This is a genomic window from Pedobacter steynii (assembly GCF_900103665.1).
In the GTDB taxonomy this organism is placed as follows: Bacteria; Bacteroidota; Bacteroidia; order Sphingobacteriales; family Sphingobacteriaceae; genus Pedobacter; species Pedobacter steynii.
On record NZ_FNGY01000003.1, the window covers coordinates 22,735 to 38,327 of the forward strand.

Annotated in this window: 14 protein-coding genes; 6 read left to right on the forward strand and 8 right to left on the reverse strand. The window is 40.5% G+C overall.

Annotation, left to right across the window (positions count from 1 at the left end; translation table 11 throughout):
- Positions 1-4 precede the first annotated feature (4 nt).
- Positions 5-2,062 (reverse strand): polyphosphate kinase 1, encoded by a 2,058-nt coding sequence (gene ppk1 / locus BLQ87_RS08330; protein ID WP_074606868.1) that lies wholly within the window; start codon positions 2,060-2,062, stop codon positions 5-7.
- A 111-nt stretch (positions 2,063-2,173) separates the two neighbouring features.
- Positions 2,174-2,938: a hypothetical protein gene (locus tag BLQ87_RS33725; protein WP_083361764.1), complete on the reverse strand. Its 765-nt coding sequence runs from the start codon at positions 2,936-2,938 to the stop codon at positions 2,174-2,176.
- 128 nt (positions 2,939-3,066) lie between these two features.
- Here BLQ87_RS33725 and BLQ87_RS08340 point away from each other — a divergent pair, with 128 nt between their 5' ends.
- Both BLQ87_RS08340 and BLQ87_RS08345 read left to right on the forward strand, forming a co-directional pair.
- On the forward strand, positions 3,067-3,558 hold the full coding sequence (locus BLQ87_RS08340) for a YajQ family cyclic di-GMP-binding protein (RefSeq protein WP_074605715.1): 492 nt from the start codon (positions 3,067-3,069) through the stop codon (positions 3,556-3,558).
- A 77-nt stretch (positions 3,559-3,635) separates the two neighbouring features.
- Positions 3,636-4,070 carry a GNAT family N-acetyltransferase gene (locus BLQ87_RS08345; RefSeq protein WP_074605716.1) on the forward strand — a complete coding sequence of 145 codons (435 nt, stop codon included), beginning with the start codon at positions 3,636-3,638 and terminating at the stop codon, positions 4,068-4,070.
- Here the strand turns inward: BLQ87_RS08345 and BLQ87_RS08350 are convergent.
- Positions 4,067-5,380: a nicotinamide mononucleotide adenylyltransferase gene (locus tag BLQ87_RS08350; protein ID WP_074605717.1), complete on the reverse strand. Its 1,314-nt coding sequence runs from the start codon at positions 5,378-5,380 to the stop codon at positions 4,067-4,069. The two genes, BLQ87_RS08345 and BLQ87_RS08350, sit on opposite strands and share 4 nt — an antisense overlap.
- A 96-nt stretch (positions 5,381-5,476) precedes the next feature.
- Here BLQ87_RS08350 and BLQ87_RS08355 point away from each other — a divergent pair, with 96 nt between their 5' ends.
- Entirely contained in the window at positions 5,477-7,180 is a 1,704-nt protein-coding gene (locus BLQ87_RS08355; RefSeq protein WP_074605718.1) for an ABC transporter ATP-binding protein, read from the forward strand.
- 5 nt (positions 7,181-7,185) lie between these two features.
- On the opposite strand, the gene BLQ87_RS08360 is transcribed toward BLQ87_RS08355, so the two are convergent.
- Both BLQ87_RS08360 and BLQ87_RS08365 read right to left on the reverse strand, forming a co-directional pair.
- Positions 7,186-8,073 carry a mechanosensitive ion channel family protein gene (locus BLQ87_RS08360; protein ID WP_074605719.1) on the reverse strand — a complete coding sequence of 296 codons (888 nt, stop codon included), beginning with the start codon at positions 8,071-8,073 and terminating at the stop codon, positions 7,186-7,188.
- Positions 8,074-8,179: 106 nt separating this feature from the next.
- Positions 8,180-8,932: an SDR family NAD(P)-dependent oxidoreductase gene (locus BLQ87_RS08365; RefSeq protein WP_074605720.1), complete on the reverse strand. Its 753-nt coding sequence runs from the start codon at positions 8,930-8,932 to the stop codon at positions 8,180-8,182.
- A 140-nt stretch (positions 8,933-9,072) separates the two neighbouring features.
- On the opposite strand from BLQ87_RS08365, the gene BLQ87_RS08370 reads away from it, so the two are divergent.
- Positions 9,073-9,423 (forward strand): winged helix-turn-helix transcriptional regulator, encoded by a 351-nt coding sequence (locus BLQ87_RS08370; RefSeq protein ID WP_074605721.1) that lies wholly within the window; start codon positions 9,073-9,075, stop codon positions 9,421-9,423.
- 1 nt (position 9,424) lies between these two features.
- On the opposite strand, the gene BLQ87_RS08375 is transcribed toward BLQ87_RS08370, so the two are convergent.
- The 3 genes from BLQ87_RS08375 to BLQ87_RS08385 all read right to left on the reverse strand — a co-directional run bounded on the left by BLQ87_RS08375 (position 9,425) and on the right by BLQ87_RS08385 (position 12,885).
- The gene (locus BLQ87_RS08375) at positions 9,425-11,794 is read right to left on the reverse strand and encodes a TonB-dependent receptor domain-containing protein (protein WP_074605722.1); all 2,370 of its coding nucleotides are present in this window, start codon (positions 11,792-11,794) and stop codon (positions 9,425-9,427) included.
- Between the two features lie 117 nt (positions 11,795-11,911).
- Positions 11,912-12,238, reverse strand: a complete 327-nt coding sequence (locus tag BLQ87_RS08380; RefSeq protein WP_074605723.1) for a LytR/AlgR family response regulator transcription factor — start codon at positions 12,236-12,238, stop codon at positions 11,912-11,914.
- A gap of 113 nt (positions 12,239-12,351) precedes the next feature.
- On the reverse strand, positions 12,352-12,885 hold the full coding sequence (locus tag BLQ87_RS08385; RefSeq protein ID WP_074605724.1) for a GNAT family N-acetyltransferase: 534 nt from the start codon (positions 12,883-12,885) through the stop codon (positions 12,352-12,354).
- 272 nt (positions 12,886-13,157) lie between these two features.
- On the opposite strand from BLQ87_RS08385, the gene BLQ87_RS08390 reads away from it, so the two are divergent.
- Both BLQ87_RS08390 and rnr read left to right on the forward strand, forming a co-directional pair.
- Positions 13,158-13,382, forward strand: coding sequence for a hypothetical protein (locus BLQ87_RS08390; protein WP_143010383.1), 225 nt, complete (start codon positions 13,158-13,160; stop codon positions 13,380-13,382).
- Between the two features lie 71 nt (positions 13,383-13,453).
- On the forward strand, positions 13,454-15,583 hold the full coding sequence (gene rnr / locus BLQ87_RS08395; protein ID WP_074605726.1) for a ribonuclease R: 2,130 nt from the start codon (positions 13,454-13,456) through the stop codon (positions 15,581-15,583).
- Positions 15,584-15,593 lie beyond the last annotated feature (10 nt).

Consider the following 15,593-nt stretch of genomic DNA (forward strand, 5'->3'; position numbering starts at 1 on the left):
GGTTTTATTGATGTTTATTTTTTAAATAATTGTAGGTCTGCACCTGCGCCCTAACTTTTGTATTGATTCTATTTTTATGGTATTTGTTGTTGTTCAGCTTAGTGATGTCACGGGCTTTCACATTATCCTGCAACTGAAATTCGATGATATCCCTGATTTCCTGTCTCACTTCCTTATCCAGCACCGGGAAACCTACTTCTACGCGGTGTTCAAAATTCCGGCTCATCAAGTCTGCCGAAGAAAGGAACATTTCTTCTTTTCCATTGTTCCCAAAGATGAAAACCCGGGCATGTTCCAGAAATTTATCGATGATGCTGATCACGGTAATGTTTTCGCTAAAACCTACAATACCAGGCACCAGGGTACAGATTCCCCTCACGATCATTTTAATCTTTACTCCTGCATTACTCGCTTCGTATAATTTTTCCACGACACCCTCGTCCGCCAGACTGTTTACTTTCAGGATCATATAAGCAGGCTTTCCTTGTTTGGCAATCTTTATTTCCCGTTCGATCAGGCCATAGAACTTTGTTCTTGACTCTAACGGAGAAACGATCAAATGTTTGAAGCCTGTTGCCACTGTCTTTTTATTCAAAGCGGTAAAAAGTTTCAACAGGTCGTGGGTGATTTCTTTTTTGGAAGTAAAGATACTATGGTCACAATAGATTCTGGCCGTTTTCTCGTTGAAATTTCCGGTAGCCAAGTTGGCGTAATAAACCGCCCTTCCCTTTTCCATTCTTTTTACCAGACAGATCTTGGAATGCACTTTATAGTCAGTAAGTCCATAATTTACATTGACTCCTTCTTCTTTAAGCCTGGTACTCCAGAAAATATTCGCCTGTTCATCAAACCTGGCTTTCAGCTCTACCAGGCAGTTTACTTTCTTCCCATTTTTAGCGGCATTGATGAGGGCATTGACTACCCTTGAATTTTCCGCCAGGCGGTATAGGGTGATATTGATTTCTGTTACTTTCGGATCGATTGCGGCTTCCCTCAGGAACAGAATGATGTAATCGTAAGACTGATAAGGCAGGTTAATCAGGTAATCGCGTGTGGCCAGTTTATTAAAAATACTTTCCGTGCGATGCAATCCAGCGACTTTGATCGGTGGATTTGGCGCATATTCCAGTTCTTTTCCCCCTACGTTCGGGAAGGAGATAAAATCGCCAAACCGATGGTAACGGTTTCCCGGGATCAGGCTTTCCGCCTCAATCTTCATCTTATTCACGAGTACAGTCAGCATTTCGAAAGGCATTTCCGTATCGTATAGTAAGCGCATCGGCTTTCCCTTTTTACGTTTATCAAGGCTGGTTCTCAGTTCTTCAATAAACTTATCACTTACATTCTTATCGATGTCCAGCTCGGCATCTCTGGTCAGCTGGATGGAATATGCATCAAGCTCATCGTAGCTAAAAACATAAAATATATCGTCCAGGCAGTATTTAATAATGTCTTCTGCGAGGATAATGAACTTAAGGCCATTGGTTTCCGGTAAGACCAGAAACCTGGGAAGGTCGGGAGGCAATTCAATCAGGGAATACCTTGCACTTGTTTTAGATGACTTTTTAGACAATCTTACGAAAAAGTAAAGGTAGCGGTCCTTCAGTTCCGGAAAAGGCTTATCGAGATCCACCATGATAGGGACAAGGTTAGAAAGGATCTTATCACGAAAATGGTTTCTTACGAACTCTCCCCTCGCCACGTTGAGCTGGGTTTCATTCAGGATAAAAATCCTGTTTTGTGCCAGTTCATTAATCAGGGTGGCCTGGAACAGCTGTTCAAACTTACGTTCCTGCTTAACCACAATATTCTTTATTTCATTTAAGATCTTTTTGGGATTGAAGCCCAATAAGGCCTTTGCTTTCTCGTTCAGGTTTGCTAAACGACTCATTGTGGCCACCCTAACCCTATAAAATTCTTCCAGATTGGAAGAAAATATAGACAGGAACTTGATCCGCTCAATCAGGGGAACCGTTTCATCTGCAGCTTCCTGCAAGACCCGCTCGTTAAAATATAACCAACTGATCTCTCTATTTAGAAATGGTGCCTTTTTTCTCGTCATGTATAAAATAAAAAAATCCCTGTAAGAAACAGGGATGCTCAAAACTGCAAATTCTATTGTTAAGTAATTGTTAATTATCACCTAACCATAGAATTAAAACTTAACCTCCCACTATTTGCCTTCTACAGCATCCTTCACAGGCGTTGCAGCTGACTCAGGCTTTGCCTCGGTAGCTTCTGTTTTCGCCGGAGCAGGTGTTGGTGTTACGGCTTTTGGCGCTGCAGGTTTAGCGGCAGCAACAGGTTTCGGGGCCGCAGCCTTAGTGGCGGCAGGTTTCTTCGCAACAGCAGGTTTTGCTGCAGGCTTAGCCGCTGCTTTTGCAGGTGCTTTTACTGCGGCAACCACTTCTTTTTTCGCTTCAGCAGCACCCGCAGCTACTGCTTTAACAGCAGGCTTTGTTTTAGCTACTACCTTTTTAACAGTTTTAGAGATGGCATCAGCCGCTTTTTCTTCTGTAGCGATCGCTGCAACCTTTACGCTTTGAACTACCGGTTTCGCTTTTGCAACGGCTTTTTTAACGACTTTCTTTGCATTCTTAACATCTTTGGAAACTTCTTTCTTTACCTCTTTCTTTACAGATTTGGCTTTCTTCTCCGCTTTCTTTCCAGCTTTCTCTGCTTTCTTTTTAACGTTATCACTTGCCGCAGCTGCTTCTTCCAGTTTCTCGTTTACTGCTTTCCTTACTTCCAGGAATTTTTTAGATAACTTTCCAGCGACAACTTTACTCGCTTTAGCAATATCATCACCTATTTTCTCGGCATCATGGCCTAAATGTTTTACTACTTCAAAGAACTTATCGCTAAGACTCTTTTCCAATTGTTTTTTGGCTGCCTTTTTATCAGCTTTCTTCTGTACTCTTGATTTATTGCCTTTCATATTCTTTTATTTATAAGTTTTATTGTTGATCGTATTCTTTGTTTAATGTTTTATATTTGTGAGAACAACCCTTAATGGGTTAATTTTTACGTTAAATCTAATATATTTTTTATTCTAAAGCTATAATCATGCCCACTTTTGATATTGTAAGTAAAGTTGACGCGCAAACTTTTGATAACGCGATGAACAATGCAAAAAAAGAAATCCTAAACCGTTATGATTTCAACACTTCTAAAAGTACAATAGACCATGATAAGAAGACCAATCAGATCACTATTGTAACAGAGGATGATATGCGTTTAAAAGCAATTCAGGACGCTATTATTTCCAGAATGGTCAAACAAGGACTGGATTCAAACAGTCTGGATTTTGGTAAAGAGCAGTATGCTTCAGGAAATATGATCAGAAAAGAGATCTCTGTAAAAGAAGGTATTGACAAAGAAACCGCCAAAAAAATTGTTGCAAAAATAAAAGCCAGCGGACTAAAAGTTCAGGCTTCAATGATGGATGACCAGGTTCGTGTACAGAGTAAGAGCATTGATGACCTTCAGGCAGTCATTTCTCTTTGCAGAGGCGAAGACTTCGGACAGCCATTACAATTCATCAATATGCGTAACTAATCTTTGTTACCTCATCTTATCTTCAGAATTTTCCTTTAAATAAGATGAGGTAATTTTATAAGTATAAACCGATACTCATGGAAATTATTGACAGTGGTTTTATTTATTCAGACGACCCACAGAAAATAGATGCTGTTGCGGTCCACCATTACCTGAGCACCCAATCCTACTGGGCGCAGAACATCCCCTTAAAAACAGTACAGAAGTCTATAGACAATTCGCTTTGTTTTGGAATCTATAAAGATTCAGCGCAGGTTGGATTTGCCAGATGGATTACGGATAAGGCGACCTTTGCTTACCTTGCCGATGTCTATGTTTCCGAGATCTACCGCGGACAAGGCCTTTCAAAAAAGCTGATGTCCCTCATGCTTTTCCACCCTGATCTGCAAGGGTTAAGAAGATACATGCTCGCCACCATGGATGCTCATGGATTATATGAACAATTCGGCTTTAAGCACATAGAACATCCGGAAAGGCTGATGGCGGTTGTTATCAAAGACGCTTACCTTTAAACCGTTTTCACATCTCCTTCACTGTAATCCCTGATATCGGCGATATATCCGTTCAGAATCAGGAAGTCGAACAGTGGCTTTGCATCCGGTGTTACCGGCATATTGGCACTCGTAATCACCGTATTGGTCTTTTTATCTAAAAACGGGTAAGCGAATAAGCGCACATTCTTGCTGAACATATCACTCACATAACTCAAAAGCTGACTGGAATAATTCTCTCCGAAATTGCTGGAGTTGAACACAAATTTAAGGTTGTTGATGTTCGTAGAGATCCCCACACTTTTTGGCTTACAACGGTCTAAATATTTGGCCAGTTTGTTATGTCTTGTAAAGTTAGAGACCATCACCAGGTTGCCTGTTTTACACATATCTTCTGCTCTTTTGGCCACCGCCTCCAGATCAAAGCTTTCCGGTTCTTCATCTCCTGAGCTCAATACATTCGACATCAGTACTTCAATCAAAACACTTAAGTTCTCTTTGCTGACACTTTCTGAGTGCACAAACTGATCCACTGCCTTATTTAACATGCTAAAGTTAGGATTGGATTTCTGCGCATATTTGGTCCGCAAGATCATGATGTCCTTTTTGTACAAAAGGTCCTTAGGTAAACAAGGATTACCCAGGGAATCAAATATAGCGGCATCCGAGAAGTCCTTCACGATCAGGTAAAGGTTCAAAAGGATGTTATTGATGTTCTTAAATGCAGGTCCGTTTACAGAGATTAAGTCGATCTCTACAGAACCTACAGTCAGGTTATCTGCCAGAGATTCGATCATTGTTTTCGGATCCTGGTTATAGTAGAAAGCAGCATAAACAAGGTTTACACCAATAATCCCCAATACATTCTGCTGCAAGGCAGCATCGGTATCGAGTAACCTCACATGGAAAAAGATTTCATTGGGCTCCCCTCCCGGCTCCGCCTGGAAACGGATTCCGATCCAGCCATGCGGATCATTTGATTTGTTGTAATTTAAAGTTGTTACCGTATCTGCAAAGGCAAAGAAAGTACGGTCATCGTATTTCTCTCCGTTTAACCTTTCGTTTAACAAGGCAAACTCATGGCCCAGCATTTTCAATAACCTGGATTGACTCACATATCTCCCTGATTCTTCAACACCATAGATCGCATCACTAAAGGTCATGTCGTAAGCAGACATGGTTTTAGCAACCGTTCCTGAAGCAGCCCCTGCGGTAAAAAAGTTACGGGCCACTTCCTGTCCTGCACCAATCTCTGCAAAGGTTCCGTAGATCTTAGGGTTTAAGTTAATCTTCAAAGCTTTACGCTTGGTATCCAGAATTTCTCTTTCCATTTTGCAAAAATAACACAATAACGCGGAATTCAGGCCATAAAATTGCCTATCTTGATCTCAATTTTTTTAAGATCAAAACACTACCTTGGTTGTCAGATGCTAAACGTTAAAAACCTCGACATACAATTCCTGAATAAAGAAGACAAATCCTGGCAAAAAGCTGTGAACGACATTAGTTTCAGAGTGGAAAAAGGAAAAGTTCTCGGAATAGTCGGGGAATCAGGATCTGGAAAATCGGTGACTTCATTTTCTATCATGAGGCTCCACGATCCGGAAAGCACAAAAATTACCGGCGACATCGAATTCGATAAAATAGATCTGCTTGCTTTATCTCCTGCAGAGATCAGAAAATACCGAGGCAATAAAATCGCCATGATCTTTCAGGAGCCCATGACCTCACTAAATCCTGTATTTACCTGTGGTTATCAGGTTCAGGAGGCGATCATCCTGCATCAGCATACCAGTAAAAGCGAAGCCCGGGAGAAGACCATCGAATTGTTTAAAGAAGTGCAGCTCCCCCGTCCTGAGCAGATCTTTGAAAGCTATCCGCATCAGCTTTCCGGCGGACAAAAACAAAGGGTAATGATTGCCATGGCGCTGAGCTGTAATCCGGAATTACTAATCGCTGATGAACCCACCACCGCATTGGATGTAACCGTTCAAAAAACGATCCTGGAGCTTTTGCTGAGGTTAAAAGAAGAACGTCAGATGGCCATGATCTTTATCTCCCATGACCTTGCCGTCATCCGTGAAATTGCAGATGAGGTAGCAGTGATGTATAAAGGAAACATTGTTGAACAAGGGCCGGCAAAATATTTATTTGAATCGCCGGAACATCCTTATACCAAAGGCCTACTCGCCTGCAGACCTGATCCGAAACATTTATTAAAGAAACTACCTGTTGTTGCCGATTTTCTAAACGAGAATAAAGAAATGGCAGTCGCCCATTTACTGGAAAATAATGCTTATACCCTCCAGGAAATTGCAGCGCGCAGAAAAATATTATATGCACAGGCTCCTATTCTTCAGGTCAAAAATCTATGCACCTGGTATCCGATAAGAAAGGGCTTATTTGGCAAAACCACCGACTTTGTTAAAGCAGTTGATGACATTTCCTTTGATATTTTCCCAGGTGAAACACTGGGACTCGTTGGAGAATCCGGTTGTGGAAAAACCACGCTGGGAAGAAGCATACTCAGGCTTGTTGAGCCAACTTCGGGAGCCTTGTTATTTGAAGGGGCAGACATTCTTTCCCTGAACAAAACTGCGCTAAGGAAAATGAGAAGAGAGGTACAGATTATTTTTCAGGATCCTTATTCTTCTTTAAATCCCAGGTTAACGGTCGGCAATGCACTAATGGAACCTTTACAGGTGCATGGGGTATTTGACAATGACAAACAGCGAAAAGCACATGTGCTCGAATTGCTGGAACGGGTAGACCTGAAAGCGGAATACTTTAACAGATATCCGCATGAGTTTTCGGGTGGGCAACGCCAACGAATTGTGATCGCAAGGGCATTGGCACTTCAGCCTAAATTCATCATTTGTGATGAATCGGTATCAGCGCTGGATGTTTCCGTACAGGCACAGGTATTGAACCTGTTGCGCCAGTTGCAGCAGGATTTCGGCCTGACCTATATTTTCATTTCACATGACCTTTCCGTAGTGAAACATATTTCTGACCGGATGATTGTGATGAATAAAGGCAAAGTAGAAGAAGCGGGTTTTCCGGAAGATATTTACAACCGTCCACAGGCCGAGTATACTAAAAGGTTGATTGCAGCAATTCCCGGCAGATAAAATCTCTAATGGACTTCCAGTTCGTCCTGGCCGGCAGCAAGACGTAATAAAGCGGTATTGAGCAAACGCCTGACCACTCTTTCTTTAACTTTATCGTAATGTTTTAACAGTACCATTACTTTAAATATGGCGGCATCCTTATTGATGGCAATTGTCTTTACCGACAGCCCACCTTCCATCACGTTTTCTGTATTATTGGCAATCGCATTATTCAGATATTCTTCGAGAAAAGCGGGCGTATATCCATTTTTCAAAGGCATATCAAATTCAATACTGAGTTTCTTCGTATTTTGTTTAGACTGGTTAATGATGACAGAGCTAAAAGCTACAGAATTTGGAATGATCACCATATCACTATCTTCATTCTGAAGAATCATATTGATCAGGGTAATGTCCAGGATCTTTCCTTCATGCTCGCCTAAACGAATATGATCGCCCAGGGAAAGACGGTCTGAAAACATAATGATCAGACCATTGATCATATTGGCAATGTAATCTTTAAACGTTACTGCCAGAGCAGCTGCAACAATGGAAACACTAAAAATCAGATCTTTTGGATCGACATCGAAGAAAGAGGTAAATGCAATCGCAAAAACGACGGTATTCAGGATAGAAACCACCCTGTTTATCCCAAGAATAAAGTTATCCTTGATGTTCTTTTTTAGCTTGTGTTTTTTAATGTACCAATAAATAACAATCAGCCGGAGGATAGAGATAATTAGACTTGGTCCTAAAAAAAGAATGGCAGTATCTGCAATTTTATCCAGCGTCGGAAATTCTGTATAAATCTCCGGATTACTGATGTAAAAATAAACCAATACCAGGCAAATTAACGCTTTGCCCAGGATCATTAGTAACTCCTTCCCTGTTTGTCTTTCTTTATCTTCTATCATTTTAAACTGGAGTTTTTAATAAAAAAGCCTCATTTCCTCCGGTAAAAGCAAAGGTACAAAATTCATGGTGTGATTTTATTCAGGTAAAAAAACGTTCCATGGTTGATCAAAAAGCGTAATGACGTCCTCCACCATCCACAACGGCTACGGTACCAGTGATGTATTTCGCCCTCGGAGACACCAGGAAAGCAGCCATATTGGCAATGTCCTGAGCTTCGCCGAAATCTCCAAGAGGGATTTCCCGCTCCGCATATGCTTTACGTTGTTCATCAGTAAAGAAACGGCGGATATTTTCCGTGTCTATCAGTCCCGGTTGCAGGGAATTGACCCGGATGCCATATCTCCCCAATTGTCCTGATAATTGCTTGGACCAGACCACTATTCCCGCTTTAGCAACAGCTGAAGCATTGACGGACCTTAGTTCATAGGTACTGGTAATGTTCAGGATCGCGCCATGCCTGCGCTCCATAAACTGAGGCAAAAGCTGTTGCGTTAGTTGCCGGTGGCGATCAAAATCCAGTGTCATCGATGCAGCCCATTCTTCTTCCGCCCCGATCACATCCAATGGACGGCTGCGACCTGCGTTATTTACCAGAATATCAATGTATCCAAAGCTGGACAATGCTGCAGCAGCAATCTTTTCGGGGGCATCAGCAGCAACAAAATCCTGAACAAAGATAACCGGTTCTGTGCCGCCAGTTTCCCTGATTTCGGTTTTCAGACTATCCAGTAAATCTTCATTTCTTCCTGTTGCAAAGACTTTCACTCTCTCGGCGGCCAATTCTTTTGTAATCGCCCGTCCTAATCCCCGACTCGCGCCAGTCACTACTGCTGTTTGACCATTTAAATAGAGATCCATAATTTTATAATTAAAGTGACTACCGCTAAAGCAATCTGGTTAAAAAATATTTTTCAGAAATTCCTTTGTAAAAGTAGTCCGAAGCATCTAATTTTACTTGTGTTACAGCCAATTGTGCGGTACGAACAAACTTGTAAGTAATGGCAGCCCGAAAGAAAAACTCGACCTATACCCGTAATGAAGCACACATCATTGAATGTGATCTTACCTATGCTGTCAACAAAATCAACGGCAGATGGAAAATATTGATCATCAGCAAACTGGAATCCGGAAAAATGAGATTCGGGGAGATAAAAAAAGAGTTTCCATATATGACAGAGCGTATGCTCACCTTACAGTTACGTGCAATGGAACAGGACGGACTCGTTAAACGCATGGTCTATGCCGAAGTTCCTCCAAGGGTAGAATATGAACTTACAGAGATGGCATTAGCATTCGGGCCAATTTTTAAGCAATTGAGTGAATGGGGTGGTAAATACCGACTTCCGTGATTTACCTTCTGTCTTCTTCTGAATTCGAACGATTTGGTTTGTCATATTTGATTTTTTTGTTTCCAAATTTATATTGTAATGACCATCTAAAAAATCTGGGCTCCCAGTAGTTGTAAAAATTCTGACGAATCGCATTCACCCGGGTGGAAAACCTCTGCGAATTAGATTTTAAGACATCAGAAACATTCAGTCCTAAACTAAGATCCTTCTTAAACAGTAAAAACTTCAAGCCCAAATCCAGGTTATATTGTTTCCCGTAAATTGCTTCTAACTCTATATTTGAAGATTGATACCAGAAATTCAGTTCTGCCGAGATGGTTTTTGCCTCATTAAACAGAATTTGGTTATTGATCATGAAATACCATCCTTTAAGCTTCGTATCTGATATAGAGTTGATTTTAGCCAGGTTTTCCTTATAAAACCCTTGCAATTGCACATTGCTTTCCAGCCATCCTGTTGTGCGGATTGATTTGGTTAACATTAACTGATACACACTAGTATTCATATAATTTAATGCCTGATGAGCAACAACGTTATTCGGCTGAAAAACAGCAATCTGTTCAAAATTATCTTTGGTATTTGAATAAGAAAAAGTAGTAATGAAAGAATGATGAAAAGTATGGGAAATACTCAGATTGTTGGTCAATGATGGCCTCAGGAAAGGATTCCCTTCCCAATAATCATAGGCATTAACATATACCCTGAATGGATTCAACAGCCTAAAACCAGGCCTGTCTATTCGCCTTCCATAAGTCAGATCAAAATTATTATTTTCATTCAGACTGTACCCTATACTTAATGAGGGAAAAAGCTGTAAATAATCTTTTTGGAAAGAAGTTTTTTGAATGGCTGCAGACAGCCCTCTGGTCTGCGTATATTCCATTCTCAAACCCAGTTGAAACTTCCATTTATCAAATGTCTTTTTTAGATCTGAAAACACCGCCTGTCTATTCTCTCTATAAGTAGAAACAGGCGATTGTGCGGCATTAAAAACATATTGACCGTTTAAGCCTTCAAATATTTTCGAATTATTCCTCAAATTGATAAAGGTAGCCTTACCTCCAACAGACAGTTCATACCCGTCAAAAGGAAGTTTCAGCTCTGTATTGATCGTGAATACCCCTAAACCTGCTTTGTTTTCAGTTCTTGCCTCAGACTGGCTGCCCAATTGGTTTTCAGTAGAACTGAGGTAATTCTGACTCCACAAATTCTGGTTTCTATTTTCGCCCCTGTCTAACCATTCTGTCACTACAGCTAGTGATTTCCCATCGGAATTAAAGCGATGGTTCAATTGAAAACCAAAGAGGGACTGCCTGTTTTTCCTGTCCAGGGCAGTAATACCGTTACTTATTGAGTCCAGATGCTGGTTAATATTAAAAATATTAGTCGTGTAATTCGTCTTTTTATCAGATTTTTTATTTGCACCTGAAAAGCTAAAGTTAACCTGTGTTTGATCTGAAATACGGTATTGAATATCCAGATTGGAATTGAAACTATGGTTCTTATCGATACCCGTTCCCTGGAGATACCAGGTTTGGCCGGGATAATAAGTATCAATCTCGTTTCTTTCCAAATCTGTTCCGGAGGCAAAGGACAGTCCCCCATTCAAGCTCCAGCCCCCTTTGTTGAAAACGACACTGGCATTCTCATTAAAATTTGCGTACCGGTGTTGCTTATAGCTCAGGTTCACAGTCGCACTATAGCCCTCCTGACTGTTTTTCTTCGTCAGTATGTTCAGTACCCCACTACTCCCCTGCGCTTCGTAACTTGCCGATGGATTGGTGATCACTTCAATTTTAGCAATATCACTGGAGGGAATGGTTTTTAGAAAACTTACCAAATCCTCCCCGGATAACTGCAGTACTTTGCCGTCAATTGTCACCATAACCCCACTTTTCCCGACAAGACCAATTTCCCTCGATGAAGTCCTTACGCCCGGGGTTTTTCCAAGCAAGGTAAAGGCATCACTTCCCATCGCCGTGACACTATTGGCAACATCTATCACATATTTATCTGCTTTTCTTTCGATGAGGTTTTTCCTTGAACTAATCAGGACTTCATTTAATTTATTGCTGACCTCTTCAAGCTCGACATTCACTATGGTATCTTTAGCAATCAACAATGATAACCTTTGTCTTTTAAAATTGATATCCTGAAAGAAGAGATCATGCGAAACGGCCTTATTAATTTTCACCCTATAATTCCCCAGCGTATCTGTTGTCGTTTGGGCAATAAGTAATGAATCCTGCTTAATCAGGACATTAACAAATGGAATGGGCATTTTATTCCGGTCTGACACTTTACCGGAAATGAAAATCTGGGCAAACCCGGTTAGGGGAAACAGGAACATGATGTAAAAAAGTATTTTCATTCAATTATGGTTTAGTCTTTCGATTCCGAGCAAACTAAACCATAATTAAATGTGCCTTAAATTTTTTTATGCTGACGTACAGTGTTATTATCCGGTTGGTTGTTTTTCTGATGTAGATTACAATAAAAACTTATTAAAAGTAGACTGTAAGCAATCTCTATAGCTTTTGCCTACCGCAACTTTCTGCCCTTTTAAAAAAATATGATTGTCCTCAAAAAGATCTATGTTAGTCATATTCACAATGTAAGAATTATGAACCCTCATGAATTCATTAGGCAAATTCTCTATCAAATCTCTGAGTGATTTGTAATACACATATTTCTTTTCACTTACTGTTGAAATTTCCACGTAGTTCCCTAAACCCTTGATCACTGTGATATCATCAAAATATAATTTTATCAGCTTTTTATCCGTTTTAATGAATGTGAATTGTTCGTTGTTCATAAAGAAGTCAGACCGTTTTTAGATATGACATTCAAATCTGGTCGCCAATAAATGTATAAAAAATTGTCGGAACAGTTTAATTCCCGGATGTTACCAAGCAGAATGCTTAAAATCTAACGTGTTTTTGAAGGAAACCAAGCCATCGGAATATCGGCTTCAAACGAATTATTACCATTATTGATCCTGTTTTCAAACCTTCCTTCTATTTTAAAACCAAGTTGTTCATATAACTGAATCGCTTTTGAATTAGACTCCCTCGCAATGAGCTCCACTCTTAAAATATCTGGTCTGTTGAATCGAATCTCCTCCAGCAAAGTTTGAAAAAGCCGTCTCCCTAAACCCTTCCCCTGGCAGTCAGGATGTACTGCAACCGTCAATTCAGATAAAATATGTTTAAAGACACCTGGTTCCAGTTGATAACAATGAATTTCGGCTATAATTGCCTGTTCATTTAATGCTTCAGTAACTACAAACTGCAATCCGTTATCAAATGATTTATAGCTAAAGTTTTCGATGTATGTTTTGCTGATTTCTTTCTCTATCCGGGCAAGGCCACCGATTTCCTTACTGACCCTTTTATAGAGTTCAAAAATCCCATTTGTGTCTTCGAGGGTTGCTTTTCTGATGATGAATGGAGTAACGTCCATATGATGATAGTTCCCGATTTAATTAAAGATATTTTATAGAAATATGCCATAAATATGCTAATATTAAACGACAATGAAAACCCCGTTCTCTTGCTGAAAATGGTCTTTAATTAAAGCTTTTTGCAATGAAACTAAATTTTGAAACGTTGATCATCTTTGTTCAGAATATTGACAAACTTAAATCCTTTTATGTTGACATTTTAAAACTTGAGATTCTGGAGGAATATCAATCGGAATAGTTGCTTCCAGGATCGGGCAACTGCAAAATTGGATTGCACAAAATTGGTGGTCAATACCTGGAGGATGGAGCTCCGGCAATTAAATTTGACAGCAATACCAAAGTTATTTTTGAAATTGAGGAAGATATTCATCAGGTCAGAGCAGACTTACTTAGTGAGCAGGTATTAATGAAAGAGATCAGCACCTTTGAAAATTATGACTATTTACTTTGTGACGGAGAAGATCCCTACCAAACTGTCATTTCAAATCCCTCTTAAACACATTTAACTAGGGTTTCGGTCGCTTTTTCAGTTCAAATTGTTACCTTCGAAAGATTCATATCTATACTATGGCAAAAAATAAATCATCTCACTTAGAACTCGTTTTAATACAATTAATCAGCGATGTTCTGGAGAAAAGCAATAAAGAGGCTTTAAATTACAAACAAGTCTCTGCAAAATTAAACATTACGGATACCGCTTCGAAAGAAACCATCTTAGACATACTAAAACAACAAACCCGTAAAGGGGTATTTGCAGAACCTGAAAGAGGAAAGTTCCGCTTAAAAGACCTGAAGGTATACCTTACAGGTAAAGTAGACATGACCGCTGATGGTTCAGCTTTCATCATTCCCGACGATGAGTTCGAGAAAGACGTTTTTGTCTCTTCCAGAAAGCTTCACAATGCCTTACATGGCGATAAGGTAAAAGTTTACATCTACGCTAAGAAAAGCGGACGTAAAAATGAAGGTGAAGTGGTGGAGATTATCGAACGGGCAAAAACCGACTTCATTGGGGTCATCAAGATTTCCGACCGTTTCGCTTTTGTAAATATCGACGACCGCAAAATGATGCAGGACATTTTTGTTCCTTTGAGCGATCTTAACGGTGCTAAAAACGGACAAAAAGTCCAGGTTAGCATTACCGACTGGCCTGATGGCGCGAAAAACCCGATTGGTAAAATCATTACGATCCTTGGTGAACAAGGCGAGAACAATACAGAAATGAATGCCATTCTTGCGCAATATGGCTTCCCATTAAGCTTCCCTCCAGAGGTAGAGAAAGAGGCCAATGCGATTCCTGAACAGGTTACTGAAGCAGAAATCAAAGGCCGTAAGGATTTCAGGGATACCGTAACATTTACCATTGACCCGGCAGATGCCAAAGATTTCGATGATGCGATTTCCTTCAGGAAACTGGAAAACGGAAACTATGAAATCGGCGTACACATTGCCGATGTTTCTCATTATGTGATCCCTAACTCTCCGCTGGACAAAGAAGCTTACGGAAGGGCGACCTCCGTGTACCTAGTAGACCGTGTAATCCCTATGCTTCCTGAACGCTTAAGTAATGGGGTATGCTCTTTGCGTCCTCATGAAGATAAACTCTGCTTCGCTGCAGTGTTTGAACTGGATGATAAAGCCAACATCATTACCGAATGGTTCGGAAGAACGGTAATCCATTCCAACAGGCGCTTCAGCTATGAAGAAGCTCAGGAAGTGATCGAAACCAAGACCGGCGACCATGCAGAAGAAATCCTTAAATTAAATGAACTGGCTTATATTTTAAGGGACAAGAAGTTTAAAAACGGAGCCATCAGCTTTGAGAGTACGGAAGTAAAATTCAAACTGGACGAAACCGGAAAGCCGATTGGTGTCTTCGTTAAAGAGCGTAAAGACGCTCATAAACTCATTGAAGATTACATGTTACTGGCCAATAAAAAGGTAGCAGAATTTATCGCCAAGAAAGGAAAAGGAAAACAGAAATATACCTTTATCTACCGTTCCCATGATTCGCCAAACCTGGAAAATCTGGGTAATTTCGCACTCTTCGCCGCACGTTTCGGTTATAAGATCAATATGAAATCCGACAAGGACATTGCGAAATCATTGAATTACCTGATGGAAGATGTGGAAGGCAAAAAGGAACAGAATGTATTAACACAGCTTGCGATCCGCTCTATGGCGAAAGCAGTATATACGACTAAGAAAACCAGCCATTACGGCCTGGCATTTGACCATTATACCCACTTCACTTCCCCAATCAGGCGCTACCCTGATGTGATGGTACACCGCTTGCTTGCGGCTTACCTGAACAACGAAAAATCGGCAAATGCCGAAGAATATGAAGTAGCAGCATCCCACTCCTCTTCTATGGAAAAACGCGCTGCAGACGCAGAACGCGCTTCCATCAAATACAAACAGGCAGAATACCTGGAAGAGAACATTGGTAATACCTTCCTGGGGATCATTTCAGGGGTTACCGAATGGGGAATGTATGTCGAGCTGGTAGAAAATAAATGTGAAGGCATGATTCGCCTGAGGGACCTGGCAGACGATTTCTATGTACTTGACGAAAAGAACTACTGTATCATCGGACAGCGTAAAAAGAAAACTTATCAGCTGGGTGATGAAGTACAGGTAAAAGTCAAGAAAGTAGACCTCTCGAAAAGACAGATAGATTTTTCTTTAATACAATAATATAAAACAG